We start from the raw sequence: 24,645 nt of genomic DNA on the forward strand, positions 1-24,645 counted from the left end.
ACGGCGGGCAATGCGAAGTTTGCGGCGCCCTGCTCACAGATTAAGCAACCGCGACCGTACAGCCTCCCCGGACGGGGGCAGCCGCAACAACGCTTTTCTCCTGTTGCGAAAAAGCTACAGGCTGACCCAAGGTCCGGAAACGGATCCCCACAGGGGCGTCCGGACGTCCTAGCGGGCGATCACCAGCATGGAGGCGCTGATTCGACTTGCGATGGCCTGCATGCGCGCGTCCGCGGCGCGCCAGTCGTAGCGGCTGCGGGCCTGGCGCCGCGCCGCGGAGCGGCCGGAAGCGCGCATGGCCGCGCGGGCCGTGACCGGCGCGCCGAAAGCTGGCTCCGGCAGCGGCCCGGTCACCGGATAGCCCAGCCGCGCCAGATGGGCGCGCACCCGCCGGCAGTATTCGACCGAGCGGTGGGAGAACCGGCTCTCGGCGTGGCCGGCGCGATACTTCATCACCGCCGTGCAGATGTCGCCGCCGGCCAGACGCCACGCGCCGGCCAGATAGGCCACGCCATAGCGGATGTTGGTCTCGGGCTGCGCCAGCTCCGCCAGCGGCCCGGAAAAGCCGAGCAGGCGGGCGGTGGAGGGCAGCACCTGCATCAGCCCCACCTCGCCGTCGGCGCCGGCGGCGGCCGGATTGTAGCCGCTCTCCACCGTGGCCACGGCGTCGGCGAGCTCCGGCGGCACGCCGCTGGCCCTGGCCGCCTCGCGCACCCGCGCGCGCAGCGCCTCCCGGTCCGCCGCGGCGGGCGGGGAAGCGGAGGCGGCCGCTGGCGCTGGCGCGCCCGGCTGCGTCGCGCCGGCCGCGGGTGCCGGCGTCGCGCCGGCGTCAGGGGGCGAAACGGGAGAGGCCGGGAGCGGAGAAACCGGAGACGGAGCGGACGGCGCCGGGGCTGCGGCGGCCGGCGCGCCGGGGGCGGCTTCGGCCGCCAGCGGCCCTGACGCGCCGGAAAGCAGCGCCGCGGCGAAACATGCCAGCGCCGCGCCCCGCCATGCGCCAGATGGCCCGAAAACCGCCGGGGCGCGCCGACCGCGCGCCGCTGTCACGCCTGTTGCGCGCATGACCTGCGTCATTCCTCCCCCCAGGGCGGGACCCAACGCAGAAACGCCCGGGCCGCCGGACGCGCCCCGGACGGGCTGGCTCAGCCGTCGCTGGCCCTGGGGGCCGCGGCGGCCGCGCCGGAGCGCTGCTCCGCCCCGCCGGCGCCGTCAGCGCCGCCGAAAACGCCGCCCAGACCGCCGCCGGAGATCACCCGGCTGAACAGCCCGGCGGGCTGCGGCGGCGCGGCCCCGCTGATCACCGGCGCGGCGCCGGCGGCGTTTTCCTGTCCGCCCGCCGTCCCGGCGGTCCCGGCCGGAGCTGCGGCGGAGGTCTCCGCGGCCGGCGCGCCGCGGGCGCCGGCGAGCGACCCGGTGGCCACCGGGTCAGCGGCGCCCGTCGTGGCCCCCTGCTGGCCCGCGGACCGGGCCGCGGCGACGGCCGCCGGACCGGCGCCCGGCGGATCGGGAACCTCGATCTCCTTCGGGCCGGCGGCGATCGCCTCCGGACGGCTCACCGGGCCGTCATAGGAGACGCCGCCGAACAGCGAGGCCTGGCGGAACGACGGATGCTGGCCGCCGTCCTGGTAGACGAGGCGCACCGCCCTGGTTCCGGCGGCGATCAGCCCGGCCACCTTCGCCTCGTCGCTGGCGCGCTTCGCCGCCAGCGCCTCGGCCACCGCCGGCGGGTTGCGCACGTCGCAGCCGTTGACCTGGGCGCCGAACACATAACGCCTGTTGCACACGCCCACCGCGGGCTCCTGGCGGGTGACCTCGAAGTAGTCAGAGCCTTCCTTGAGGTTCTTCCAGAACTCGATGTTGGGGTCGTTGCGGTAGCGGGCAAGGTTCTCCGGCGTCATCCGGAACGGATAGGACTGGAACTGGAACGAGCGCTGGCCGCCGAAGAAGGCCTCGCGGCCGATGGCGTAAATCTCGGCGATCTGCTCGTCAGTCATGGAGAAGCAGCCGGCCGAGGAGCAGGCGCCGTGCACCATCAGATACTTGCCGGTGCGGCCGTGGGCGCGGTCATAGGCGTTGGGAAAGCCGGTGTCGAACGACAGGTAATAGTTCGAGTTCGGATTCATCTGCGCCGGGGTGATGGTGTAGAACCCCTCCGGCGCCTGACGGTCGCCCTCGCGCACCTTCGGCCCGAGCTGGCCGGACCAGCGGCAGATCGGATAGGTCTTCAGCAGCGCGAACTCGCCCTTGTCGTTCTTTTTCCAGATCTCCAGCTCGGATTCTTTCTTGTAGCTGCGGATCAGGATCGGAGCGCTGGGGCTCATGCCCTTCGACTGCATCAGCGCGACGGTCTTGGGCGGAATCGGAGCCCGTGCGCGCGCGCTGCCCGGCCCGCCCTCCTTGCAGGCGGCCAGGGCGAGCGCCACGACGGCGAACGCCATGGCGCGGGTGACAAGCTTCAGCATCTTCCCAAATCCACTTCGACCGGCGATGGCAGAACCTGCCTCAACCAGCGGAGACTAGCCGCCGGCTGCTTACCGGCCCGTTACCGGGCGCCGCGCGCGACCCCGCCGCCCGGATGAGACACCATAAGGGGGCGTCCGGCAACGGGTTTTGCGCGGCGCGCCCCCCGCGGGGGCCGCGCGACGCCGGCGGCGGCGCCGCGGACAGCGGCGGTCGCGCTGCAGGAAGACGCCGCGGCGCTCAGAGCCGGCGGCCGATGGCCAGGAACTTGTCCTCGCGCGCCTTGCGCACCGCCTCCGGCGCCATGCCGGCGAACTCCTGCAGCGCCGAGGCGATGGCGTCGCCGGCGGCGCGGATGGCCGCCTCCGGGTCGCGATGGGCGCCGCCCACCGGCTCGGGCACGATGCCGTCGATGATGCCGAACTTCAGCAGGTCCTGGGCGGTGATCTTCATGCTGGTGGCGGCGTCCTGGGCGCGGGCGGCGTTGCGCCACAGGATCGAGGCCGAGGCCTCCGGCGAGGCCACCGTGTAGATGGCGTGCTCCATCATCAGCACGCGGTTGCAGGCGGCGATGGCGACGGCGCCGCCGGAGCCGCCCTCGCCGATCACCAGCGCCACGTTGGGCGCGCCCAGCGCCAGCGCCTGCTCGGTCGAGCGGGCGATGGCCTCGGCCTGGCCGCGCTCCTCGGCGCCGACGCCGGGATAGGCGCCGGCGGTGTCGACGAAGGAGATCACCGGCAGGCCGAAGCGGTCGGCCATCTCCATCAGGCGGGCCGCCTTGCGGTAGCCCTCGGGGCGGGCCATGCCGAAGTTGTGGCGCAGGCGGGTTTCGGTGTTCCAGCCCTTCTCCTGGCCGATGACGCACACCGGCTCGCCGCGGAAGCGGCCGAAGCCGGCGATGATCGCCTCGTCCTCGCCGAAGGCGCGGTCGCCGGCCAGCGGCGTCATCTCGGTGATCAGGCGCTCGCAGTAGTCACGGAAGTGGGGACGGGCGGGGTGGCGCGCCACCATGGTCTTCTGCCACGGGGTGAGCGCGGCGTAGAGGTCCGCAAGGGTTTTGGCGGCCCGGGCCTGCAGGCGGTTGATCTCGTCGTCCAGCGCCACGTTGACGTCGCCTTCCGCAACGACGCGCAACTCATCGATCTTTGCCTCGATCTCGGCGACGGGTTTTTCAAAGTCGAGATAGCTTCGCATGGTCCTGACAGCCACATCCAATCCTGCGTTTCCGGCGCGCCGGAAAGTCGGCCACGCGAAAACTCACGCGAACCCGGAACGGGCGTCGCCCAGGGCGCGTCACCACTGGCCGGCCCTGCGCGGACGGCGGAAAGACCCGCCGCGCCGGCCGGCAACCGCGTCGCGGGGCGCAGGTCCCGCTGCCCGCGAAGGACGCCGCATAGCACGAACCGCGCCGCCATCCCAGCGATAGTTCCGCCCCCGGCCGGCGGGCGGCCCTGGAAGTTGTCGCAGACAACGATTTCTGCTCCTGTCCTGGTGCGTCCCGGGAGCGACATCAGCTCCCATGACGCCGGATCGTGACGGGATCATGGTGGACGCGCCGCCGAGGTCGCGCCGGCCGGACCGCGCGGCCGCATGGGGGAGCCGCCAGAACGGCGCGGCGGACGACGGCGGGCTGGGCGCTGGCCTTCCCGGCCCCGGGCACGCCGAAAAGGAAAAGGTGGAGACGCGGGGCGGCCTGATCCCGCGTGCGTGGGGCTGCATGACGAAAGGCGCGGACATCGCCGCCGGCGCCGCAGGTGACCGCATCGACGCGCTGCAATATCTGCGCGCGGCGGCGGCGCTGATGGTGCTGGCCTATCATACCTCGCATTACGTGGCCTATTACCGGCTGCCGCCGGGGCCAATCGAACTGGCGGAGGCCCGGCTGGGCGTGTGGGGCGTGGCCCTGTTCTTCGCCCTCTCCGGCTATCTGATGGCGCGCCTTGCGCCGGCGACGCCGCCCGGCCGCTTCCTGCTGCACCGGGTGGCGCGCATTTACCCGCCCTATCTGCTGACCGTCGCCGGCTTCTCGCTGCTGTCGCCGCTCATCCTCGGCTACGCCTTCGCGCCGCGCTTCCTGCCGGCGACGCTCGCGCCGGCCGGCCCGGCCGGTTACGTGCTCGGCGTCGAATGGACGCTGGTCTATGAGGTCACCTTTTACGTCTTCATCTTCCTTGTGGCGGCGGCGGGCGGGGCGCGGCTGCTGCCGGCCATCGCCGGCGGCTGGCTGGCGCTCGTCGCGGCGTGGAACGCGCTGGCCGGCCCGCCGGGGGATTACGAGACGCCGTTCATCTACACGCTGCCGGTGAGCCCGGCCAACGTGGCCTTCATCTGCGGCCTGATGGTTCCCGCCCTGCTGCGGCGCCTGCGGGTGCATCCGGCGTGGCTCGCGGTCGCCGCGGCGCTGCTGGCGGCGGAGCTGGCCGGGCTGCTGCCGCAGGAGCGCTTCGTCGCCAGCGTCGCCAGCGCGGTCACGGTGGCGGCGCTGGCCGGCCTGCCGCGCGGTCGCGGCGGCCTCGCCAGCCGTATCGGCCTGCGCCTCGGCGACGCCAGCTACGCGCTCTATCTCACCCATGTGCCGGTGGTGACGGCCGTGTTGCGCTGGCTGCCGGAGGCGGCGCCGGCGCCGCTGGCGTGGCTGGCCGCCTTCGCCGCGGCGGTGGCCGCCGGGCTCATCTCCGGCGCCGCGGACGTGCGCGCCTACCGGGCGCTGCGCCGGCGCGTCGACGCCCTGCGGGAGCGCGCGGCGCTGCGTCTGGCGGCGGCGTTCGCCATCTTCTTCCTCGCCGTCGCGGCCGCGTGCGCCGCAGCGCACCTGCTGGACGAGCGGCGCATGAAACGGGCCATGACCGCGCTTGGCGTGATCACGCCGGCGCTGCTGGCGGCGCCGGACCCGGTCGGCGCCGTCAACGCCGCGCTGGCCGCCGAGGGCCGCCAGTTCCTGCAGCCTGCGCAGGCGCTGGACGGGGCGGCGCGCATGCCGGACGGGCGCGTCGCCGCCCGCGGCTGGACCGTCGACCTGGCGGCGCCGGAGGCGCGTACCTGGATCGCCGTTTACTGCGACGGCGTCCGTTCCGGCTGGGTCCGGCGCAGCCAGCTGCGCCGCGACGCGGCGGCGGCGCTGAACGCGCCGGATCTGGGGAAACTGCGGCCGGGCTACACGGCGACCACCGCCGCGACCGGCTGCCCGGCGGGCGCGCAACTCGTGCTGGTCGCCGCCGACGGGCGCGGCCGCGCCCGGGCGCTGGCGGCGACGCCGGCGCCGTGAGGCGTCAGTTGCGGCGGGCGCTGGGCAGCGCCCCGCCCGCCTCCGGCGCCAGCACCGGATTGAAACGCACCACCCGGTGATGGCGCGTCACCGTCACCGGCCGGTGGAGCTGCTTGCTGGCCTCCACCACGTGCACGCCGGCGAAAGGCAGGCCAAGGCCGCCGCACGCCTTCTCCCACCAGGCGGCGGACCGCGGCAGCAGCCGGTCGCCGAACGGCGGCACGTAGAGCGCGTCCAGCCAGTTCTCGGGCGAGAACAGGCACTGGCGCATCAGCGCGCGCAGCTGGGCGCGGCTCCACGGCTGGCCGTGGCCGAAGGGGGTGGAGTCGCTGCGCGCCCAGGCGCCGCGCCGGTTGGGCGCCACCAGCAGCAGCCGTCCGCCCGGGCTCAGCACCCGCCAGACCTCGGAGAGAACGTCGGCCGGGCTGTCGGCGTGTTCGAGGCAGTGCACCAGCAGCACCCGGTCATAGGCGGCGTCCGGCAGGGGCAGCATGTCCGGGTCCACCAGCGCGGTGGCGCTGGCGCCGCGCTGCGGCCAGCGCACCACGCCCTGGGCGGCGGGCATGAAGGCGGCCACGCGCTCGGCCCCCTCGCTCACCAGCGGCAGGTAGGGCGTGGCGTAGCCGACGCCGAGCACGCGCAGCCCGCGGGCCGACGGCCACAGCCCCGCGAGCGCCCGGCCGATGATATGGCCCGCCGCCCGCCCCCTGGGCGAGGCGTAAAAGGCGCGCATGTCAACGACGTCAACCGCCATGCAATCTCCGCCCCGTCACGCTCCCGGACCCGGCGTCCCCGCGCTGCGCGCTGGCGGCGCGCGGCGCGGCGGCTCCCGGCCGGGGCCCGGATGACGCCATCATGCCGCCGGCGGACGCGTCGCGCCAGCTTCCGCGCGGCCGCGCGGCCCGGGGCGCCGTCCAGTGCTTCCGGCCCGCGCGCCATTGACGGCGCCTGTCATTGCCGTCACCAGTTAACGCAACGGGCGTCGCCCGGCGGCCCGGCGACAGGCGGACGCTGCGGGCCAACTGACAGGAGCGCTTTCTCATGCCAGCTGAATTCCACGTCTTTACCTGTCTGTCCGACAATATCGGCGTGCTGATGCGCGACACGCAGACCGGCGCCTGCGCCGCCATCGACGCCCCCGAGGCCGGACCGGTTCTCGCCGCCCTCGACCACACCGGCTGGAAGCTCACCGACATTCTCGTCACCCACAAGCATCCGGACCATGTGGCCGGGGTCGGCCCGCTGAAAGAGCGCTTCGGCGCCCGCGTCGTCGCCCCGGCGCGCGAGGCGGAGTTCGTGCCGGAGGCGGACGTGCTGGTGGATGAGGGCGACACGGTCAGCGTCGGCGCCCTCGCCGGGCGGGTTCTGTTCACCCCCGGCCACACCGCCGGACACATCGCCTATTACTTCCCGGAAGCGAAAGCGCTGTTCGCCGGCGACACGCTGTTCGCCCTGGGGTGCGGCCGCCTGCTGGAGGGCACGCCGGAGGAGATGTGGGGGGCGCTGCAGAAGCTGGCCGCCCTGCCGGACGACACCCAGGTGTTCTGCGGCCACGAATACACGCTGTCCAACGCCCGGTTCGCCCTCGCCGCCGACCCGGACAACGCCGCGCTGAAGCTGCGCGCCGCGGTGGTGGAGGGCATGCGCGCCGAAAACCGCCTCACCGTGCCGTCGCTGCTGCGCGACGAGAAGGCCACCAACCCCTTCCTGCGCGCCGACCGGCCGGAGCTGGCCGCCGCGGTGAAGCTGGAGGGGGCCGGTCCGGTGGCGGTGTTCGCCGCCCTGCGCGAGTGGAAGAACAACTTCTGAGGCCGCGGCTGCGGATCCGCCGGCCCCCGGCCGGGCGCGGGCCTCGCGCCCGGCGGCTTCATTCATAATAGCCGAACATGGTCATGCGCGCCGAGAGCACCAGCGTACCGGCGTCCTCGTCGACGATGGCGCCCTCAAGGCGGATGATCTCGCCGCGGCTTTTCGGCTCCACCGCCGTCACCTCCCACTCGAAGCGCAGCCGGCGGTTGGCCATGCACGGCGCCCTGAACTCCACGGCGTAATCCACCCCCACGTAGCCGCGCGGCCGTCGCGCGTCCGCCGGGCGGCCGTCCCCGCCCTGGCGATGGCGCGGCCATTCCTGGCTGACCATGCCGGCGAGCAGCGCCGACGTGTGCGCCCCGGAGGCGAACAGCCCGCCGAACCGGGTGGTGGCCGCGAAGGCCTCGTCGTGATGCACCGGATTGAAATCGCCGACCAGGGTCGCGCCGGCCCTGATGTCGTCCGGCGTCAGCGTCAGCCAGCGCTGGCTGCGCGCGCCAACGAAAAAGCTCATGTCCGCTCCTGGAGCAATGCCGCGCGCCGCCCGTGGGGCGGCGCCGGTCCGTTTCCCCGCCGCGCGGCCGGCGCGCGCAGGATCCGCCCGCGCCGCCGCCGCGCCGCTCCGGGTTAGGACAGGCGCAGGCGAAAGAAAAGCGCCCGCCGCGCGGGCGGGCGCCGGACGGCGCGGACGCGCCGGAGCGAAAAGGGGCGGCCCCTCCCGCCGCCCCTTCTCCAGGAGGCCCGCCGGCGAACGGCCATGCGCCGGCGCGCCCCGCGCGCCGCGGCGTCAGCCGTTGGCGATGTACTGGCCGCCGTTGAGCGTGTGCACGGCGCCGGTGAAGAAGGCGGCGCGGTCAGAGGCGAGGAACACCACCAGGTCAGCCACCTCCTCGGCCCGGCCCAGACGCCCAACCGGAATGCCGGCGACGATCTTCTTCAGCGCCTCCTCGGGCACGGCCGCCACCATGTCGGTGTCGATATAGCCGGGGCAGACGCAGTTGACGGTGATGCCCTTCGCCGCCGACTCCTGGGCGAGCGCCTTGGTGAAACCGATGACGCCCGCCTTGGCCGCGGAATAGTTGGCCTGGCCCATCTGGCCCTTCTGGCCGTTGATGGACGAGATGTTGATGATGCGGCCGAAGCCCCGCTCGCGCATGCCCTCGATGACCGGACGGGTCATGTTGAACATGGAGTCGAGGTTGGTGCGCATCACGTCGCGCCACTGCCCCGGCGTCATGCGGTGGAACATCACGTCGCGCGTGACGCCGGCGTTGTTGACCAGCACGTCGACGGGACCGAGCTCCGCCTCCACCCGGGCCAGCCCCCGGGCGCAGGCCTCGGGATCGCCCACGTCCCACCGGTAAACGCTGACGCCGGTTTCGGCTCGAAACGCCCCGGCCGCCGCGTCGTTGCCCGCATATACGGCGGCCACCCTGTAGCCAGCCCCAGCAAGAGCCTTCGAGATGGCGGCGCCGATTCCGCGCGTGCCGCCGGTAACCACAGCAACCCGGGACATGTTTCCGTTTCTCCGTCCGCCAGCCTGAAACGCGGCTGGCGGGCCGGGTGATACGGGCCGGAAGCCGCGCCGGGTACTGCCCGAAAGTCGAAAGCCGGGAAGGAATAAGTATTAGGAGGAAAGTCCAATGATTGCGCAGGATACTGCAGGACCGGCGCTTTTCCGGCCCGGACGCCTTCCTGGCCAAAATGTCGCGGCCGCCTCCGGATCCGTCCCGGAGGCGGCCAGGCCGCCACGCGCCGCTCAGCGCTCGACGGCAAGGGCCACGCCCATGCCGCCGCCGATGCACAGCGTGGCCAGCCCCTTGCGGGCGTTGCGGCGCTTCATCTCGTGCAGCAGCGTCACCAGCACCCGCGCGCCCGAAGCGCCGATGGGGTGACCGATGGCGATGGCGCCGCCGTTGACGTTGACGATGGCCGGATCCCAGCCCATGTCGCGGTTGACGGCGATGGCCTGGGCGGCGAACGCCTCGTTGGCCTCCACCAGGTCGAGGTCGGCCACCTTCCAGCCTGCCTTCTCCAGCGCCTTGCGGGCGGCGGGAATCGGCCCGGAGCCCATGATCTCCGGCGGCACGCCGGCGGTGGCCCAGGAGGCGATGCGGGCCAGGGGGTCAAGGCCGCGCCGCTGCGCCTCCTGCGCGGACATCAGCACCAGGGCGGCGGCGCCGTCATTGATGCCGGAGGCGTTGCCGGCGGTCACCGTGCCGTCCTTCTGGAAGGCGGGGCGCAGCTTCTGCATCGCCTCGATCGAGGCGCCCTCGCGGATGTATTCGTCGGCGTCCACGGTCTCGTCGCCCTTGCGGCCGGACACGGTCACCGGGGCGATCTCGTCAACGAAGCGGCCGGCCTTTTTCGCCGCCTCCGCCTTGTGCTGGGAGGCGACGGCGAACGCGTCCTGCTCCTCGCGCGAGATCTGCCACTTGCGGGCCACGTTCTCGGCGGTGACGCCCATGTGGTAGCCATGGAAGGCGTCCCACAGGCCGTCGCGGATCATGGTGTCGACGAAAGCGGCGTCGCCCATGCGGGTGGCGGCGCGCAGCCGGTGGGCGTGCGGCGACAGCGACATGGATTCCTGTCCGCCGGCGACGATGACGCCGGCGTCGCCGGCGGCGATCTGCTGCATGCCGATGGCCACGGCGCGCAGGCCCGAGCCGCACACCTGGTTGAGCCCCCAGGCGGTGGCCTCCACGGGGATTCCCGCCTTCACCGCCGCCTGACGCGCCGGATTCTGGCCCTGGGCGGCGGTGAGCACCTGGCCCATGATGACCTCATCCACGGCCCCGGGCTCGACGCCGGCGCGCTCCAGCGCGGCCCGGATCGCCGTCGCGCCGAGATCATGGGCCGGAACGGCGGCGAAAGCGCCGTTGAACGAACCCACCGGCGTGCGCGCGGCGCTGACAATCACGACATCACTTGCTGACATGGCGGTTACCCCTGCACTACCCCTTGCGTGCGCCCGCCGGACAGGCCGCGACCGGCGAACCGTGCGAGAACCTACGCCGCGCCGGCCATGGCCGGTATTGGCCAAAAGGCCAGCGCCAGGACGCAGGCCCCGCGCCGCCGCGCGAACGCCAGGCAGGACGACGCAGGACGGCGGCCGCCAGCGACAGGAGCCGCCGCCGGACAGCCCGCGTCCGGCGCGACGGCGCGCGCCGGACACTGGCGGCCCGACATTGACATTGGCGACAGCCCAGGCCTATTTACGGCTTTCCGCGCGGGGCCTCCCCGCCCGCGGTCATTCACGCGCGCCGTTCCCGCTGGCGGAGTTCCGCCGCGACGGCGCGTCAATCGCACCGGCAACGGGCTGTCAAAAAGCCGGCCGCCGGCTCCGGATCCTCCGGCGCCCGCAGGCCGGTCAGAACACGGGAACGAAAGATGTTCGCAGTCATCAGGGCCGGCGGCAAGCAGTATCGCGTCGCCGCCGGGGACACCATCACCATCGACCGTCAGGCGGGCGAGCCTGGCGACGCCCTCAGGTTTGAGGTGCTGCTGGTCGGCGAAGGCGAGTCCTTCAAGACCGGCGCCGAGGCCGCCGGCGCGTCGGCGGAGGCGGTGATCGTCAGCCATGGCCGCGGCCCGAAGGTGATCGCCTTCAAGAAGCGCCGCCGCCAGAACTCGAAGCGCAAGCGCGGCCACCGCCAGGACTACACGCTGGTCCGCATCACCGGCATCAACGCCTGAAGACAGGCCACCGGCAGGTAACGGAGACAGAAAATGGCTCACAAAAAGGCAGGCGGCTCGTCCCGTAACGGTCGCGACTCCATCGGCCGCCGTCTCGGCGTGAAGAAGTTCGGCGGCGAGGCGGTGGTGGCCGGCAACATCATCGTGCGCCAGCGCGGCACCAAGGTGCATCCGGGCGCCAACGTCGGCATTGGCCGGGACCACACCCTTTACGCCCTCACCGACGGTTTCGTGCGCTTCGGCGTGCGTCTCGGCCGTTCGGTCGTATCGGTCGTACCGGCCAACGAGGCCGCGCCGAAAGCGGCGGCTGAATAACCACGGCGGCAGGCTTGCGACAAGCGTTCCGCCGGCGGTCACTGACCTTGGCGGAGCCGCAAGGCCAGCGCCCTGTCCGCAGGGTTTCCGCGAAGGGAAGGTGACCGTGTCACCTTCCCTTTTTGTTTTTCGCCGACAGTCGCCAGGCGGGAATTTCGGGAGCGCCCCGGGACGGATTGAAACCCGGGGTCTGGTTTCTACGTTTAGGCGGGGGCGGGCGGCCGCGTCCGCCCGCGTCCGGAACCAAGGTGAGCCCTTCCGGCTCACGACTCCGGGACACTTCCCGAACCTTTTCCTGCCCACCCCGTGCGGGACCGCCCGTCCCGCATGAGGCGGGAGCGATTCGTCAGCCTGACCGGAGCGGAGCCCCATGTTTACCCGCGACACCATCGACGACGGTTTCACACTCGCGACGGAACGGTTGCGCCTGCGCTGGCCACGTCTGGCCGACGCGCCGGCCATCGAGAAACTGGCGGGCGATCGCGCGGTGGCGGACATGACGGCGCTGATCCCCCACCCATACCCCGAAGGCGCCGCCGGGCAGTTCATCTTCGCCGCGCGCCTCGCCAACGCGCGCGGCGACGGCCTGACCCTCGCCGTCACCGAACGGAAGCGGCCACACGAGCTCATCGGCGTGGCGGCGGTGCAGCCGCCGTACTTCGGCGAGCGCGCGGAGATCACCCATCCGTTCATCGGCTTCTGGATCGGCGCCCCGTACTGGGGCCGCGGCTACGCCACCGAGGCGGTGAAGGCCCTGCTCGATCTCGCCTTCCGCGAGACCGGCGCGGAGCGCATCGGCGCCGAGACCCTCGCCCACAACGCCGCCTGCATCCGCGTGCTGGAGAAGCTCGGCTTCCAGATCACCGGCTCGGGCATGGCGCCCTTCCCTGCCCGCGGCGCCATGCTGCCGGTGGCGCGCATGGAGATTGCGCGGGACAGGGCGCCGGGGGAGGAGGCGGACGCCGGGCGCGCGGACGCGGCGGCGCTCCGCCGCCTCGCCGCCCTGCCTCCCGCCGCGCCGCAGCAGCGCGCCCTCGCCGCCGAATGACCGGGGGCGCGCCGGAGACCGCTCAGGTCTCCGGCGGCCCCTGGAGCGCGGCGTTGCGCTTCTCCTGCAGGAACACGGCGAGGCCGGCGCCGACGATGATGGCCGCGCCGAGAGTCGCGGTGAGCGCCGGCGTCTCGCCGAAGGCCAGCCAGCCCAGAAACATGGCGAAGACGATGAGCAGATACTGGTAGGGAACCACGGTCGTGGCCGGCGCCAGCTTGAGCGAGCGGTTGACGCAGGCGTGGCCGGCCATGGCGACGACGCCGAGCCAGCCCATCAGCGCAAGGTCAACCGCCGGCGCCGGCCGCCAGCCGCTGAACGGCAGCAGCGCGACGCCGAGCACGAGGCCGCCGAGCACGGTCCCGGTCACCAGCACCACGTCCGGCGCGCCGCGCAGGTAACGGGTGATGATCATGCTGACGGCGAACAGGATGCTGCCGGCGAGGGCGATCAGCGCCGGCCAGGTGAAGCTGGCGCCGCCCGGCTCCAGCGCCACGGCCACGCCGGTGAAACCGGCGATGATGGCCAGCCAGCCGCCGGTTCCGGCGCGCTCGCCCAGCGCCAGCGCCGCCAGCGCCGCCACATAGATCGGCCCGGCCATGTAGAAGGTGACCGCGTCGGCCAGCGGCAGCCAGATCACCGAGGCGTAAAACAGCCCCACCTCCGCCGCGGTCAGCAGGCCGCGGATCACGTGCAGCCACGGCCGCGACGCCTGGCGCAGCGGCGCGAGGCCGGAGCGGACGTAAAACGGCGCGAGAATGACCAGACACACGAGGCTGCGCATCACCAGCATCTGGCCCACCGGATAGGAGGCCACCAGCCATTTGCCGAGCACGTCGTTGAGGGAGAACAGGAAAACCGCGGCCACCATGAGCAGCGCGCCGAGGCGGACGGAGCCGGCGGGGGCGCTGCGGGCGGCGGCGGGCGGCGTTTGTGCGGTCATCGGCTCCTGCCGCTGGCTGGACGGCGCGAACGGCGCGGGGCGCCGCCTCCACGATGGCCGGCGGCGCGGCGAAACGCCAGTCCGGCGACGCAGGCCGGGGCGGCCGCGCCGTGCGCCGGGCGCATGGCCCGCGCCGGCAGGCGGGGCGGCGGGGCATGACGGCGGGAGCCGGCGGCGCCGTTGCGGCGACGGGAGCGCGGCGAAAGCGCCCGCGGCGGTTTCGCCGGCCGGCGGCATGGCTTATGTGTCAGGGGACAGTTTGCAGTCCGGCGCAGTGAACTACGGAAAACCATGAAGTTTCTTGATCAGGCCAAGGTCTACATCCGCTCGGGAGATGGCGGCGCCGGGTGCGTCTCCTTCCGCCGCGAGAAGTTCATCGAGTTCGGCGGACCGGACGGCGGCGACGGCGGCCGCGGCGGCGACGTGTGGGTCGAGTGCGTGGCCAATCTCAACACGCTGATCGACTACCGCTACCAGCAGCATTTCAAGGCGGGCCGCGGCATGCACGGCATGGGCCGCAACCGCGCCGGCGCCAGGGGCGCCGACGTGGTGCTGAAGGTGCCAGCCGGCACGCAGATCTTCGCCGAAGACAACGAGACGCTGCTCGCCGACCTCACCAAACCGGGGCAGCGGGTGTGCCTCGCCCGCGGCGGCAACGGCGGCTTCGGCAACGCCCATTTCAAGACGGCGACGAACCAGGCGCCCCGCCGGGCCAATCCCGGCCAGGAGGGCCAGGAGATGTGGATCTGGCTGCGGCTGAAGCTCATCGCCGACGCCGGTCTCGTCGGCCTGCCCAACGCCGGCAAGTCCACCTTCCTCGCCACGGTGACGGCGGCGCGGCCAAAAATCGCCGACTACCCCTTCACCACCCTGTATCCGGGGCTGGGCGTGGTCAGCCTCGACGGGCAGGAGTTCGTGCTCGCCGACATTCCCGGGCTGATCGAGGGCGCCCATGAGGGGCTCGGCCTCGGCGACCGCTTCCTCGGCCATGTGGAGCGCTGCCGCGTGCTGCTGCACCTGGTGGACGGAACCCAGGAGGACGTGGCGGAGGCCTACCGGGTGGTGCAGGACGAGCTGGCCGCCTACAGCGACGCCCTCGCCGCCAAGCCGCAGGTCGTCGCCCTGTCGAAGATCGACGCGCTTGACGCCGAAACCCGCCGGCGCAAACTGGACGAGCTGGCCGCCGCCTGCCAGGGCAGGCCGCTGATGCTTTCGGCCGCGAGCGGCGAAGGCGTCACCGAAGCGCTGCGCGCCCTGCGCGCCGTCATCGACGACGCCCGGCGCGCCGACGAGGAAGCCAGGCCCCGCCCGGCGTGGACGCCCTGACCCGCCCGGCGGCGCCCCTGCCCGGCGTCTCCTTCCGCAGACTGTTCCGTTTCAACCGGCGTGCAACAGCCAGGACGATCCCCATGCCAGTGCGTTCGCATCGCGCCACCGTCATCCGAATCGTCGCCGCCGCGCTGCTGGCGCTCGCTGTGGAACAGCCGTCACGCGCGGAGGCGGAGCAGCAGCCGGCCACGTCCGGAAGCCTCGCCGCGCCGGACGCCATCCCGGACGACACGGTGCTGGCCCGCGTCAACGGCGCGCCCATCACCGAACGCGACCTGAAGCTGGCCATGCACGACATGGCCGACCGCCTGCCGCGCATCAGCGAGGAGAACCGGCGCGATTACGTGCTCAGCTATCTCATCGATCTCGCCCTCGGCAGCCAGGCGGCGCTGGCGGCGAAGCTGGACATGACGCCGGAGTATGCGCGCAAGCTCGCCTACCAGCGCAGCAAGCTGCTGATGGACGAGCTGCTGGCCCATGAGGCGCGCAAGGCGGTGACGCCGGAGAGCGCCCGCAAGGCCTATGAGCAGACGCTGAAGGACGTGAAGCCGGAGGAGGAGGCGCGCGTGCGCCACATCCTCACCTCCACGGAGGAGGCGGCGAAGGCGGCGCTCGCGCGGCTGAAGGCCGGCGAAAGCTTCGCCGCCGTCGCCGCGGAGCTCTCCGCCGACCCGGCCACGGCGCACCACGGCGGCGAGCTCGGCTGGCTCACCCGCGCCGGCATGCCGCCGGAGCTCGCCGAGGCGGCCTTCCGCCTCAAGCCCGGCGAGATCTCCGGACCGGTGAAGACCGCCGCCGGCTGGCACGTCGTCCAGGTGGAGGAGCGGCGCGCCCGCCCGGCGGCGCCGTTTGAGGAAGTGCGGCCGGAGATCGAGGCCTATCTCACCCGCAAGGCGCAGCAGGACCTGGTGCTCGGCCTGCGGGCCAGGGCGCGCATCGAGCGCTATCCGGAGCCGGGCGGCAAGGCGGCGCCGGCGACGAAAGACGCGACGGGGGACGCCGCGAAAGAAGCCGCGCGGAACGCCGCCAGCGCCGCGCCGGGCCAGGAGCCGGCGCGCGGCCGCGCGCGCAGGGACTGATTCCCGGGCTCACGCCCCCCGCTACGGCGCGCCATGACCGCGCCGCCGGGGTGCGGACGGCCTGGGGCCGGCGCAGGGCCGCGCCAGGAAGCCGCGCCTGAACATGCCGCCACGCCGCCCGCCGGGGCGGACATTCCGGATCCTGCCGCCAGCGACGGGCGGCTGCGGACGGATTGCTGCGGTTCCATTTGATTTTCCGGCGGACGGGACGCAAAAACCGTGGGCTGACCAGGGCGGAGGCCCACGCGCCGCGGCGCGCGCCAGCCTTTCGTTTTCTGGCCCGGTTTACGGCCTTTCACCGGCGCTCCCGCGCGGAGCGCCGCGCGCAACCCTCAGGAGCGACCCATGTCGTCTGCCATTTCCCCCCTCGCGCCGAAGACCTTTCCCGAGCTGCCCGCCATTGAGGGCGTGCGGTTCGCCACCGCCGAGGCGGGAATCCGCTACAGGGGCCGCACTGACGTGATGCTCGCGGTGTTTGACCGCCCGGCCGCCGTCGCCGGCGTGCTCACCCGTTCAAAATGCCCGTCAGCCGCCGTGGACTGGTGCCGCGACCGCCTGCCGGGCGGCGAGGCGCGGGCGCTGGTGGTCAACTCCGGCAACGCCAACGCCTTCACCGGCCTCAGGGGCCGCAGGGCGGTGGAGCTGACGGCGAAAATCGCCGCGAAGGCGGTGGGCTGCCGCGCCAGCCAGATCTTCATCGCCTCAACCGGCGTGATCGGCGAGCCGCTCGAGGCGGAGAAATTCGAGGGCGTGCTGGACGACTGCGCCGCCCGCGCCGCGCCGGACCAGTGGCGCGCCGCCGCCGAGGCGATCATGACCACCGACACTTTCCCGAAGATGGCGACGGTCACCACCACGCTGGGCGGGGTGAAGGTCACCATCAACGGCATCGCCAAGGGCGCCGGCATGATCGCCCCGGACATGGCCACCATGCTCTCCTTCGTGGTCACGGACGCGCCGATCGCCGCCCCCGCGCTGCAGGCGCTGCTGCGCAAGGCCGTGGACCGCACCTTCAACTGCGTCACCGTTGACGGCGACACCTCCACCTCGGACACGCTGCTGCTGTTCGCCACCGGCGCCGCCGCGGCGCGCGGGGCGCCGCAGGTCACCGCCTCGGGCGACCGCCGCCTCGCCCCGTTCCGCAAGGCGCTCACCGCCCTGCTGCGCGACCTCGCCCAGCAGGTGGCGCGCGACGGCGAAGGCGCGCGCAAGCTGATCACCGTGCGGGTGCAGGGCGCCGTCACCGAGCGTTCGGCCCGGCGCATCGCCATGTCCATCGCCAATTCGCCGCTGGTGAAAACCGCCGTGGCCGGCGAGGACGCCAACTGGGGCCGCGTGGTGATGGCCGTTGGCAAGGCCGGCGAGCCGGCCGACCGCGACCGGCTGTCGATCTCCTTCGGCGACATCCGCGTGGCCACCCAGGGCGCGCGCGACCCGTCCTATGATGAGGAGCAAACTTCCGCCTACATGAAGGGGGATGAAATCACCATCACCGTCGACATCGGCCTCGGCCGGGGATCGGCGACCGTGTGGACCTGCGACCTCACCAAGGAATACGTCGCCATCAACGGAGATTACCGCTCATGACAGGGGCCATCCGTCTCCCCGCCCGCAGGGGCGCCGCCGCCGCCGCGGCCTGCGTCGCGACCCTTTTCGCCCTCGCCGCGCCCGCGGCGGCGGCGCCGGCCGCCGGCGCGCGCCAGCCGCCGCGCACGGTTTCGGTGACGGGCTACGCCAGCCGCGAGGTGACGCCGGACGTGGCGGTGATCAGCGTCGGCGTGGCGACGCGCGGCGCGACCCCCGCCGAAACCCTGGCCGCCAACGCCGCCGCCGCGACGAAAGTCATCGAAGCGGTGCGCAAGGCCGGCGTGGAGGCGCGCGACGTGCGTACCGACAATGTCTCGATCACCCCCAATTACCGCAACGTGCGCGACAGCGCCGGCGACATCGAGAGCCGCGAGGACGGCTTCACCGCCTCCAGTTCGGTGACGGTGCGGGTGCGCGACCTGGCGAAGCTCGGCCCGCTGGTCGCGGCCGCCACCGGCCAGGGCGCCAACCGCATCAACGGCCTGACGTTCGAATACTCCGGCCGCCGCCAGGCGGAGGCGGAGCTGCAGGCCGAGGCGGTGCGCAACGCCCGCGAGACGGCCAGCCGCCTGGTGGAGGCCGCCGGCGCCCGGCTCGGGCCGCTGCAGGCCATCAGCGCCGGCGACGTCCGCCCCATGCCGCGCCGCGGCGACGTCTACGCCATGCGCGCCGCTCCGGCCGACATGGCCGCCCCGCCCGTGGAGGCCGGCGAGATAACGCTGTCGGCCTCGGTCAACGCCACATGGATCATCGAATGACGGCTTCGCTTCCCGCCGGCGCGGACGCGCCGGCCCCGCCGCCGGCGCCGCTGGTGCTGGTGGTGGCCTGCGCGCTGCTCGACGCCGACGGCCGCGTGCTGATCGCCCGCCGGCCGAAGGGCAAGGCGCTGGAAGGGCTGTGGGAGTTTCCCGGCGGAAAGGTGGAGCCGGGCGAGCGCCCCGAAACGGCGCTGATCCGCGAACTGGCCGAGGAGCTGGGCGTGACGGTGAAGGAGCCGTGCCTCGCCCCCCTCACCTTCGCCAGCCACGCCTACGACGCCTTCCACCTGCTGATGCCGCTCTACGTGTGCCGGCGCTGGGAGGGATTCGTCGCCGCCCGCGAGGGCCAGGAGCTGAAATGGGTGCGCCCGGCGCGGCTGCGCGACTATCCCATGCCGCCGGCCGACGAGCCGCTGATTCCGCATCTGGTGGCGCTGCAGGCCTGAGGCGCCATGGCCGGCGGGACGGTTCTCCCCGCCCCGCCTGTGGAAAGGCGCGAAGTTATGCAGAGCCTCGCCAGGGGGCGTTGACACGGAGGCTCAGGAGCCATAAACCCCTGCTCACCGAACGGCGACGGCGCGACGCGCCGGAGACGCGAAGGCCCAGGTGGCGGAATTGGTAGACGCGCTGGCTTCAGGTGCCAGTGGACGAAAGTTCGTGAAGGTTCGAGTCCTTTCCTGGGCACCATAAAATGGTGCAGCAAAAAGCCCCGGAAGATCCTGACGGATCGCCGGGCTTTTTGCTTTCCGGAGCCAGGATCATGCCGCCGCCCCGCCGCGGCGGCGGGCGGGCGCGACGCCCTGCGGCGCAAATATCCGCACCGCGGCCGGATGCACGCGGAAATGCGCCGGCGTGGCGGTGACGATCTCGCCGTCGGCGTTCACCGGCTTCGGCCGGCGGGTGAGCACGTCAAAGGCGGCGCAGCGCGCCGTGCGCACCTCGCTCCACGCCCCGTGCGCGCCGGCGCGGAACGCCGGCAGCATCAGCGCCATTTTCCACACCGTCGACATCTCCAGGCTGTAAAGATCGAGCTGGCCGTCGTCGATGGCCGCCCGTTCGGACACCACATTGCCGCCGCCATAGTGGCGGCCGTTGCCGACGGCGATCTGGAAGGTGCGCGCCGGCGCCTCGCCCTGCGCGCTGCGTATGACGGCGCTGAACGGCCGCGCCCGCAGCATCACCCGCAGCGCCGCCAGCGCATAGCCGGCGCGGCCGAAACGCGCTTCAGCCCCGGATCCAGCGCCGCCGCCAGGTCGCTGGCCAGGCCGATGCTGGCCACGTTGAAGAAGGCGTGGCCGTTGACCGAGCCCACGTCGACCGCCGCCGTGCGCCCGGCGACGATCACCTCCGCCGCCGCCTCCAGATCCATGGGGATGGCGAGCGTGCGGGCCAGATCATTGGCCGTGCCCATGGGAATCACCCCCAGCGGCAGGCCGCTCTCCATGGCGGCCATGGCCGCCGACGACACCGAGCCGTCGCCGCCGCAGATCACCACCAGATCGGCGCTGGCGCGCAGGCGCACGATGTCGCGGGCGATCTCCGGCAGGGCGGCGAAATTCTCCACGGTCACGGCGAGGCCGCCGGCGCGCAGCCGCGCCGTCACCGCGCCGATGTCCTCGCCGCCGCGTCGCGCCGCCGGGTTGCGCAGCAGCAGCGCCCGCCGTCCTCCGCCCTGCTCCGCCATGACGCCTCCACTCCCGCCGCCCACGCAGGAAGCGCGGCGGGGCGGCGAAGGTTCCGGACAGGACCCGGCGAACAGGAGGACGAAGGCGGAAAGGCGGCGTCCTGCCGCCAGCGCCGCGAAAGGCCGCGTTATCGCGCCAGCAGACCGGAGGCGACGTCGGCGCTGTTCATGGCGCCGAGCACGAAAGCGAGGCTGGCGGCCGCCACCAGCGAGGCGGCGTGGGCGTCGGCCTCCGCCTGGCGGGCGGCCAGCAGGCCGCTGTCCGCCGCGGCCACGGCGGTGATGGAGCCGGTTCCGGCCTTGTAGGCGGCCGCCGCGGCCCGCCAGGTGGTGTCGGCCGCCTTCGCCAGCTCGCGGGCGGCGCGATAGGACGCCAGCGCCGAACGCAGCGTGTCCGCCGCCACGATGATCTCGCGCACCGCGTCGGCGCGGACCCGGCGGAACACGGTCTCGCTGGAATCGGCCAGCGCCTCGGCCTTGCGCAGCTGGGCGGCGCGCAGGCCGCCGTCATAGAGCGGCATGGTCGCGCCGATGAGGAAGCCGGTGGTGGAGCCCTGCTGGCCCACGGTGGGCAGGCCGGTGGTGCTGAGACTGCTGGTTCCGTGCGCCGCGACGGCGCTGAGGAACACCTTGGGCATGAACTCGGACTGGGCCGCCTTCACCCCGGCGCGGGCCGCCTGCATGGCCCTGTAGCTGGCCAGCACGTCGGGCCGGCGCGCCAGCGCCTCGCGAATCGCCTGCTCGGTGGGCGCCTCGAAGCTGCCGGCCAGCGCCCGGCCGCTGGCGTCGCGGATGTTGAGGCGGGCCGTGGGCGAGACGCCCATGGCGGTGAGCAGCGCCTGATAGGCGGCGCTCTCATTGCCCTGGGCCTGCACCAGGCCAAAGCGCGCCTGGGCGGCGAGCTGCTTCGCCTGGGCCAGCTCCACGGCGTTGCCAAGGCCGCTGGCCATGCGCGCCTCCGCGGCGCTTTCAATCTCGCGGGCGTTGGCCAGGGTCTGGGCGGCGATGCGCGTGCGGCTGCGCGCCGCGCCATAGAGGAAGTAGGCGCGGGTGACGTCGAAGATGATCTTCTGGTGCGCGCCGCTGAACAGCACGTTGGCGGCCACGGAATTGTGCCGCGCCGCCTCGCGCAGGGCGCCGCGCTGGCCGAAATCGAACAGCAGCCACTGCAGCGACACCGCCGGCGTCACCCCGCCCACGGTCACGGCGGGGTCGCGCAGCGCCCCTGGCAGCGGATTGTCCTGCAGCCCCACCCCCACGCGCTGGCGCCCGCCCACCACATTGGCGGAGATCAACGGCAGAAAGGTCGCCTCCACCAGCCCCTGGGAGAGCGCCGCCTGGCGCGCCTGCAGCCACGCCAGGCGGGTGGCGGGATTGTTCGACTGGGCGATGTCGATGAGCTCCGGCAGGCCGAGGGGCTTGCCGGACGGAATCTGCGGCGCGGCGTCCATGTCGGCCGCCGCGTAGTCGGGCGCCACGGCGAAGGACTTGCCGGCGCCCGCCCCGGTCTGCGGCGCGCCGCCCTGGGCCGGCGTCAGCGGCTGCGCGGGCGAGGCCGGCACCTGCTGCAGCGCGTCCGTGGCGCAGCCGGCGAGAACCAGCGCCAGCATCCCGGCGAGGGCCCGCCCGGCGCCGGGCGCGGCGCCGGCGGAGTCGCGGGCGGCGTCTGCGGCCGCGGCGGGGACGTTGCGGCGGATCCCGGTCATGCGGCGCCTCCCGCGGCCAGCAGGCCGATGCGCGTCGCCCTGGCGTCGATGTCGGCGGGGGCCGGCCCGGCCGGCGGCGCTCCGTCCGGGGGCGGGGCCGGGGTCTGTCCGGTGCGGCGCGCGCCCACCGGCGGCGCGGCGGCCTCAAGACGCTCCGCCGCGGCGTCGAGGCGGCGCGCGACGGCGTCCAGACGCTCCGGGCTGAACACGATGGCGGGCAGGATGGCGGCGATTTCGTTCACCACGCCGTAAAGCGGGCGCAGTTCGGCGGCGGCCGGCCGCAGGCCGTGGGGCTCAAAGGGCGTCATGTCGAGGGCGTAACGGGCCTTGCCGGTCATGGTGGTGGCCGTGGCGATGTCGTTCACCATGGCGTCGCGGGAGCCCGGCGCGGCGGCGGCCACGCGCGCCAGCGCCCGCAGCGCCTCCGCCAGCTGCCGGCGCACCTCCACCACCGCGCTCTTCGGCCAGAAGTTGGTGAACATCACGAACACCATCGTGTTGCCGAGCAGGATGCCGATGATGCGGTCGCTGGCGGCGCTCATGCTGGTGTCCGGCCGGAAGCCGCCCAGAACCGTCAGCAGGAAGGCGAGGCCGATCTGCACGCCGCCATAGGAGATGCGCTCCGATCCCGCCGCCACCCAGACGGCCGGCAGGATGGCGAGGAACACCAGCGCCATCAGCCCGCCCACGGAGGTGAGATGGGGTATGACGAACATGATCGCCCCCACCCCCATGGCCGCGCCGATGAGGCAGCCGCAAATGCGCAGCGTGAGCTTGTGGGTGGTTTCGCCAGTGGTGCCGAGCGAGGCCACGTAACAGGTGACCATGGCCGTGGCGATGCCCTCCCAGGCGAGCAGCGAATAGGTGAAATAGGCCAGCAGCGCCGCGGCGGTGGTCTTGAGCGCGAACTGCTGGTGCTCGGGATTGGTGAAGGCGTCCGGCGCAAGCAGCGGAACCCTGGCCGGCCGCGCCACGCTGCCGCCGTCCGGCCGGGAGAGGCCGGCGAGCATGGCGCGCAGGACGGCGAGGGCCGGATGGTCTTTCGCCTGCGCGTCCGCGCCGGCGTCCGGCGCCGGCGGCTCCGGCCGGCGCCCGGCGCGCACGGCCGCCGCGGCGGCGAGGCACTGGCGGGCCAGCGCCTCGCGCGTCGCCTGGCTCACGTCGCCGGCGAGGGCGCCGGCGGCGAACAGCGCCCGCCAGGCGCTCGCCGCCGCGCCGCCCAGCCACTGCGTCTCCGCCTTCGGCGCGGTGTGCAGCAGCTGCGCCATCATCATGCGCTTGTCCACCTCGGTCTGGCCTTCGGCGGCCAGCTCCAGGGCGGGGCGGCGGTCGCCATGGGCCAGCAGCGCCGCCGCCGCCTCCAGCCGCCGGGCGACGGTGCGCCGCACCAGCGTATGCGGCCCCGTTCCCAGCACGAGGCAGAACCCCGCCATCCACGCCATGGGCATGCAGGCCATGGCCCAGGCGTAGAGCAGGCCGCGGGTGGCGATCTCCCCCACCGGGATCAGGTCCACCATGGTGAGGATGAAGGCGATGACGAGGCCGATGATCGAGCCGATCTCGCCGAGCTGCGAGGCCGAGCCCAGCCACAGGAAGACGAAGGAGGCGGCGGCGATCGTCACGATGCGCAGCAGCGGCGCCTCCGCCAGCGCCTGGATCACCGGCGCCAGCCCCAGCACCAGCAGCGTCGCCAGCACGATCAGCCCCAGCGCCTGGATGACGCATTCGGCGGCGTTGGGGCGCATCAGGAAGATGATGAGGTAACAGCTGATGGCCGATTCCGGCAGCCGGTGCATCATCGCCGTGCCGGCCGCCAGCGCGCACAGCAGCGCCACGCGCCAGGTGAGGGCCAGGCGCCCCTCGAACGGCTGGAGATCGGCCCAGATCTGCTGGCCGATCATCCGCAGGGGGGCGTCAGCAGCGTTGGCCATGGTGCACCGTGGCGGTGGCCGAGGCGCCGACGCGCATCAGCCGGTCAGGCGGATCGATCAGGCGGATGCGCACCGGAAAGCGCTGGGCGATGCGCACCCAGTCGAGACTCTTCGGCGACACCGGCAGCGAGCGCGGAATGTTGATGACGCTCTCGGAAGCGACGCCCCAGCTGATGCTCTCCACCACGCCGCGGATGGGAACCGTGCGGTCGGCCAGGGCGTAGACGGTGGCGCAGGCGCCCACGGAAATGGCGGAGAGCTCGGTCTCCACGAAGGGGGCGACGGCGTACCAGGCGGCGGTGTTGATCAGCATGAAGGCCGACTGGCCGGGCAGCACATATTCCCCGACGCCGGCGGTGAGCGCCGAGACCTTGCCGTCGAAGGGCGCGCGCACCTCGGTGTTGGCGAGAGCGCGCTCGGCGAGGGCAAGGGCGGCGCGGCGGGCCTCCACCAGCGCCTCGGCGGCGGCCAGGCCGCCCACGAGGGCGTCGGCGGCCTCCTTCTGGCGCTCCGCCTGGCGCAGGCTCACCTCGGCGTCCTGTTTCACGGTGCGGGCGGAGTCGACCTCCTGGGCGCTGACATAGCCTTTGGGACGCAGCGCCTCGAGCCGGGCCAGGGTCTGGGTCGCGAGGGCGAGGTTGTTGCGGGCGCGGGCGATCTGCTCTCCGGCGATGACGGCGTTGGACTGCTCCGCCGCCACGGCGCGGCGCCTGTCGGCGAGCGCGGCCTCGGCCATGCGCAGGTCAGCGGCGGCCTGGTCGCGGGCGAGGCGGTAGGGCTCCGGATCAAGGGCGAACAGCAGGTCGCCCTTCTTCACCGCCTGGTTGGCGGAGACGTTCATGACCGCGATGCGGCCGGCGACGCTGGCCGAGACGGGTATGGATTCGGCGCTGAGCGTGGCTTCCTGCGACAGCGGGTTGTGACCGGCGCGCTGCACGAATCGCCAGACCATGACCGCCGCCACCGCAATGATGATGACGCTGGCGACGACGCCGAAAAACCTGCCCTGCCGCCGCCTGCTGACGTCGTCCATGT

Annotated in this window: 23 protein-coding genes and 1 tRNA gene; 11 read left to right on the forward strand and 13 right to left on the reverse strand. The window is 73.2% G+C overall.

The genetic code is table 11. From position 1 onward, the window contains the following. Positions 1–168: 168 nt before the first annotated feature. From ACFFJB_RS10820 to ACFFJB_RS10830, 3 genes are all read right to left on the reverse strand, one after another. Positions 169–714 carry a transglycosylase SLT domain-containing protein gene (locus ACFFJB_RS10820; protein ID WP_376831373.1) on the reverse strand — a complete coding sequence of 182 codons (546 nt, stop codon included), beginning with the start codon at positions 712–714 and terminating at the stop codon, positions 169–171. Between the two features lie 428 nt (positions 715–1,142). Further along, positions 1,143–2,462 (reverse strand): L,D-transpeptidase family protein, encoded by a 1,320-nt coding sequence (locus ACFFJB_RS10825; protein ID WP_376831374.1) that lies wholly within the window; start codon positions 2,460–2,462, stop codon positions 1,143–1,145. Between the two features lie 238 nt (positions 2,463–2,700). Further along, on the reverse strand, positions 2,701–3,654 hold the full coding sequence (locus ACFFJB_RS10830; RefSeq protein ID WP_376832656.1) for an acetyl-CoA carboxylase carboxyltransferase subunit alpha: 954 nt from the start codon (positions 3,652–3,654) through the stop codon (positions 2,701–2,703). A gap of 325 nt (positions 3,655–3,979) precedes the next feature. Here ACFFJB_RS10830 and ACFFJB_RS10835 point away from each other — a divergent pair, with 325 nt between their 5' ends. After that, positions 3,980–5,725, forward strand: a complete 1,746-nt coding sequence (locus tag ACFFJB_RS10835) for an acyltransferase family protein (protein ID WP_376831375.1) — start codon at positions 3,980–3,982, stop codon at positions 5,723–5,725. A gap of 4 nt (positions 5,726–5,729) precedes the next feature. Here ACFFJB_RS10835 and ACFFJB_RS10840 read toward each other — a convergent pair whose 3' ends face one another. Then, the gene (locus ACFFJB_RS10840) at positions 5,730–6,479 is read right to left on the reverse strand and encodes a class I SAM-dependent methyltransferase (RefSeq protein ID WP_376831376.1); all 750 of its coding nucleotides are present in this window, start codon (positions 6,477–6,479) and stop codon (positions 5,730–5,732) included. A gap of 287 nt (positions 6,480–6,766) precedes the next feature. Here ACFFJB_RS10840 and gloB point away from each other — a divergent pair, with 287 nt between their 5' ends. Beyond that, entirely contained in the window at positions 6,767–7,534 is a 768-nt protein-coding gene (gene gloB / locus ACFFJB_RS10845) for a hydroxyacylglutathione hydrolase (RefSeq protein ID WP_376831377.1), read from the forward strand. A gap of 58 nt (positions 7,535–7,592) precedes the next feature. Here the strand turns inward: gloB and ACFFJB_RS10850 are convergent, their stop codons facing one another. The 3 genes from ACFFJB_RS10850 to ACFFJB_RS10860 form a co-directional block, all read right to left on the reverse strand. Next, positions 7,593–8,048: a MaoC family dehydratase gene (locus ACFFJB_RS10850; RefSeq protein ID WP_376831378.1), complete on the reverse strand. Its 456-nt coding sequence runs from the start codon at positions 8,046–8,048 to the stop codon at positions 7,593–7,595. Between the two features lie 273 nt (positions 8,049–8,321). Then, positions 8,322–9,050, reverse strand: a complete 729-nt coding sequence (gene phbB / locus ACFFJB_RS10855) for an acetoacetyl-CoA reductase (RefSeq protein ID WP_376831379.1) — start codon at positions 9,048–9,050, stop codon at positions 8,322–8,324. Between the two features lie 243 nt (positions 9,051–9,293). Beyond that, positions 9,294–10,472, reverse strand: a complete 1,179-nt coding sequence (locus ACFFJB_RS10860) for an acetyl-CoA C-acetyltransferase (RefSeq protein ID WP_376831380.1) — start codon at positions 10,470–10,472, stop codon at positions 9,294–9,296. Positions 10,473–10,924: 452 nt separating this feature from the next. Between ACFFJB_RS10860 and rplU the strand changes: the two genes are divergently transcribed. The 3 genes from rplU (at position 10,925) to ACFFJB_RS10875 (ending at position 12,593) form a co-directional block, all read left to right on the forward strand. Next, positions 10,925–11,230, forward strand: coding sequence for a 50S ribosomal protein L21 (gene rplU / locus ACFFJB_RS10865; RefSeq protein WP_376831381.1), 306 nt, complete (start codon positions 10,925–10,927; stop codon positions 11,228–11,230). Between the two features lie 33 nt (positions 11,231–11,263). After that, the gene (gene rpmA, locus ACFFJB_RS10870) at positions 11,264–11,545 is read left to right on the forward strand and encodes a 50S ribosomal protein L27 (protein WP_376831382.1); all 282 of its coding nucleotides are present in this window, start codon (positions 11,264–11,266) and stop codon (positions 11,543–11,545) included. A gap of 370 nt (positions 11,546–11,915) precedes the next feature. Beyond that, on the forward strand, positions 11,916–12,593 hold the full coding sequence (locus tag ACFFJB_RS10875; RefSeq protein ID WP_376831383.1) for a GNAT family N-acetyltransferase: 678 nt from the start codon (positions 11,916–11,918) through the stop codon (positions 12,591–12,593). Positions 12,594–12,615: 22 nt separating this feature from the next. Here ACFFJB_RS10875 and ACFFJB_RS10880 read toward each other — a convergent pair whose 3' ends face one another. Next, on the reverse strand, positions 12,616–13,536 hold the full coding sequence (locus ACFFJB_RS10880; RefSeq protein WP_376831384.1) for a DMT family transporter: 921 nt from the start codon (positions 13,534–13,536) through the stop codon (positions 12,616–12,618). A gap of 291 nt (positions 13,537–13,827) precedes the next feature. Here ACFFJB_RS10880 and obgE point away from each other — a divergent pair, with 291 nt between their 5' ends. From obgE to ACFFJB_RS10910, 6 genes are all read left to right on the forward strand, one after another. Continuing rightward, the gene (gene obgE, locus ACFFJB_RS10885; RefSeq protein WP_376831385.1) at positions 13,828–14,862 is read left to right on the forward strand and encodes a GTPase ObgE; all 1,035 of its coding nucleotides are present in this window, start codon (positions 13,828–13,830) and stop codon (positions 14,860–14,862) included. 83 nt (positions 14,863–14,945) lie between these two features. After that, positions 14,946–15,944 (forward strand): peptidylprolyl isomerase, encoded by a 999-nt coding sequence (locus ACFFJB_RS10890; protein ID WP_376831386.1) that lies wholly within the window; start codon positions 14,946–14,948, stop codon positions 15,942–15,944. A 345-nt stretch (positions 15,945–16,289) separates the two neighbouring features. Next, positions 16,290–17,531 carry a bifunctional glutamate N-acetyltransferase/amino-acid acetyltransferase ArgJ gene (argJ, locus tag ACFFJB_RS10895; protein ID WP_376831387.1) on the forward strand — a complete coding sequence of 414 codons (1,242 nt, stop codon included), beginning with the start codon at positions 16,290–16,292 and terminating at the stop codon, positions 17,529–17,531. Continuing rightward, positions 17,528–18,289, forward strand: a complete 762-nt coding sequence (locus tag ACFFJB_RS10900) for an SIMPL domain-containing protein (RefSeq protein ID WP_376831388.1) — start codon at positions 17,528–17,530, stop codon at positions 18,287–18,289. Before argJ ends, ACFFJB_RS10900 begins: the two co-directional genes overlap by 4 nt. Continuing rightward, positions 18,286–18,735, forward strand: a complete 450-nt coding sequence (locus ACFFJB_RS10905) for a (deoxy)nucleoside triphosphate pyrophosphohydrolase (protein WP_376831389.1) — start codon at positions 18,286–18,288, stop codon at positions 18,733–18,735. Before ACFFJB_RS10900 ends, ACFFJB_RS10905 begins: the two co-directional genes overlap by 4 nt. A gap of 154 nt (positions 18,736–18,889) precedes the next feature. Beyond that, positions 18,890–18,976: transfer RNA gene (locus ACFFJB_RS10910), tRNA-Leu, on the forward strand. A gap of 71 nt (positions 18,977–19,047) precedes the next feature. Here the strand turns inward: ACFFJB_RS10910 and ACFFJB_RS10915 are convergent. The 5 genes from ACFFJB_RS10915 to mdtN form a co-directional block, all read right to left on the reverse strand. Next, positions 19,048–19,467, reverse strand: coding sequence for a hypothetical protein (locus tag ACFFJB_RS10915; protein ID WP_376831390.1), 420 nt, complete (start codon positions 19,465–19,467; stop codon positions 19,048–19,050). After that, complete coding sequence (locus tag ACFFJB_RS10920) at positions 19,467–19,973, reverse strand: diacylglycerol kinase family protein (protein ID WP_376831391.1); 507 nt, start codon at positions 19,971–19,973, stop codon at positions 19,467–19,469. Before ACFFJB_RS10920 ends, ACFFJB_RS10915 begins: the two co-directional genes overlap by 1 nt. Positions 19,974–20,101: 128 nt before the next feature. Continuing rightward, on the reverse strand, positions 20,102–21,679 hold the full coding sequence (locus ACFFJB_RS10925) for a TolC family protein (RefSeq protein ID WP_376831392.1): 1,578 nt from the start codon (positions 21,677–21,679) through the stop codon (positions 20,102–20,104). After that, positions 21,676–23,610 carry an FUSC family protein gene (locus ACFFJB_RS10930; protein WP_376831393.1) on the reverse strand — a complete coding sequence of 645 codons (1,935 nt, stop codon included), beginning with the start codon at positions 23,608–23,610 and terminating at the stop codon, positions 21,676–21,678. Before ACFFJB_RS10930 ends, ACFFJB_RS10925 begins: the two co-directional genes overlap by 4 nt. After that, positions 23,594–24,643: a multidrug transporter subunit MdtN gene (gene mdtN, locus ACFFJB_RS10935; protein WP_376831394.1), complete on the reverse strand. Its 1,050-nt coding sequence runs from the start codon at positions 24,641–24,643 to the stop codon at positions 23,594–23,596. Before mdtN ends, ACFFJB_RS10930 begins: the two co-directional genes overlap by 17 nt. Positions 24,644–24,645: the final 2 nt, after the last annotated feature.

This window comes from Camelimonas abortus, assembly GCF_042432745.1.
Lineage (GTDB): Bacteria > Pseudomonadota > Alphaproteobacteria > Rhizobiales > Beijerinckiaceae > Camelimonas > Camelimonas abortus.

Bases quoted from the DNA above. Each gene is read 5' to 3' on its own strand.
- ACFFJB_RS10920 (WP_376831391.1), bottom strand. From the start codon at position 19,973: ATGGCGGAGCAGGGCGGAGGACGGCGGGCGCTGCTGCTGCGCAACCCG.
- mdtN (WP_376831394.1), bottom strand. From the start codon at position 24,643: ATGGACGACGTCAGCAGGCGGCGGCAGGGCAGGTTTTTCGGCGTCGTC.
- ACFFJB_RS10915 (WP_376831390.1), bottom strand. From the start codon at position 19,467: ATGCTGCGGGCGCGGCCGTTCAGCGCCGTCATACGCAGCGCGCAGGGC.
- ACFFJB_RS10925 (WP_376831392.1), bottom strand. From the start codon at position 21,679: ATGACCGGGATCCGCCGCAACGTCCCCGCCGCGGCCGCAGACGCCGCC.
- phbB (WP_376831379.1), bottom strand. From the start codon at position 9,050: ATGTCCCGGGTTGCTGTGGTTACCGGCGGCACGCGCGGAATCGGCGCC.
- ACFFJB_RS10830 (WP_376832656.1), bottom strand. From the start codon at position 3,654: ATGCGAAGCTATCTCGACTTTGAAAAACCCGTCGCCGAGATCGAGGCA.
- argJ (WP_376831387.1), top strand. From the start codon at position 16,290: ATGTCGTCTGCCATTTCCCCCCTCGCGCCGAAGACCTTTCCCGAGCTG.
- ACFFJB_RS10905 (WP_376831389.1), top strand. From the start codon at position 18,286: ATGACGGCTTCGCTTCCCGCCGGCGCGGACGCGCCGGCCCCGCCGCCG.
- ACFFJB_RS10850 (WP_376831378.1), bottom strand. From the start codon at position 8,048: ATGAGCTTTTTCGTTGGCGCGCGCAGCCAGCGCTGGCTGACGCTGACG.
- obgE (WP_376831385.1), top strand. From the start codon at position 13,828: ATGAAGTTTCTTGATCAGGCCAAGGTCTACATCCGCTCGGGAGATGGC.
- ACFFJB_RS10890 (WP_376831386.1), top strand. From the start codon at position 14,946: ATGCCAGTGCGTTCGCATCGCGCCACCGTCATCCGAATCGTCGCCGCC.
- rplU (WP_376831381.1), top strand. From the start codon at position 10,925: ATGTTCGCAGTCATCAGGGCCGGCGGCAAGCAGTATCGCGTCGCCGCC.
- ACFFJB_RS10900 (WP_376831388.1), top strand. From the start codon at position 17,528: ATGACAGGGGCCATCCGTCTCCCCGCCCGCAGGGGCGCCGCCGCCGCC.
- rpmA (WP_376831382.1), top strand. From the start codon at position 11,264: ATGGCTCACAAAAAGGCAGGCGGCTCGTCCCGTAACGGTCGCGACTCC.
- gloB (WP_376831377.1), top strand. From the start codon at position 6,767: ATGCCAGCTGAATTCCACGTCTTTACCTGTCTGTCCGACAATATCGGC.
- ACFFJB_RS10880 (WP_376831384.1), bottom strand. From the start codon at position 13,536: ATGACCGCACAAACGCCGCCCGCCGCCGCCCGCAGCGCCCCCGCCGGC.
- ACFFJB_RS10860 (WP_376831380.1), bottom strand. From the start codon at position 10,472: ATGTCAGCAAGTGATGTCGTGATTGTCAGCGCCGCGCGCACGCCGGTG.
- ACFFJB_RS10840 (WP_376831376.1), bottom strand. From the start codon at position 6,479: ATGGCGGTTGACGTCGTTGACATGCGCGCCTTTTACGCCTCGCCCAGG.
- ACFFJB_RS10835 (WP_376831375.1), top strand. From the start codon at position 3,980: ATGACGCCGGATCGTGACGGGATCATGGTGGACGCGCCGCCGAGGTCG.
- ACFFJB_RS10825 (WP_376831374.1), bottom strand. From the start codon at position 2,462: ATGCTGAAGCTTGTCACCCGCGCCATGGCGTTCGCCGTCGTGGCGCTC.
- ACFFJB_RS10930 (WP_376831393.1), bottom strand. From the start codon at position 23,610: ATGGCCAACGCTGCTGACGCCCCCCTGCGGATGATCGGCCAGCAGATC.
- ACFFJB_RS10875 (WP_376831383.1), top strand. From the start codon at position 11,916: ATGTTTACCCGCGACACCATCGACGACGGTTTCACACTCGCGACGGAA.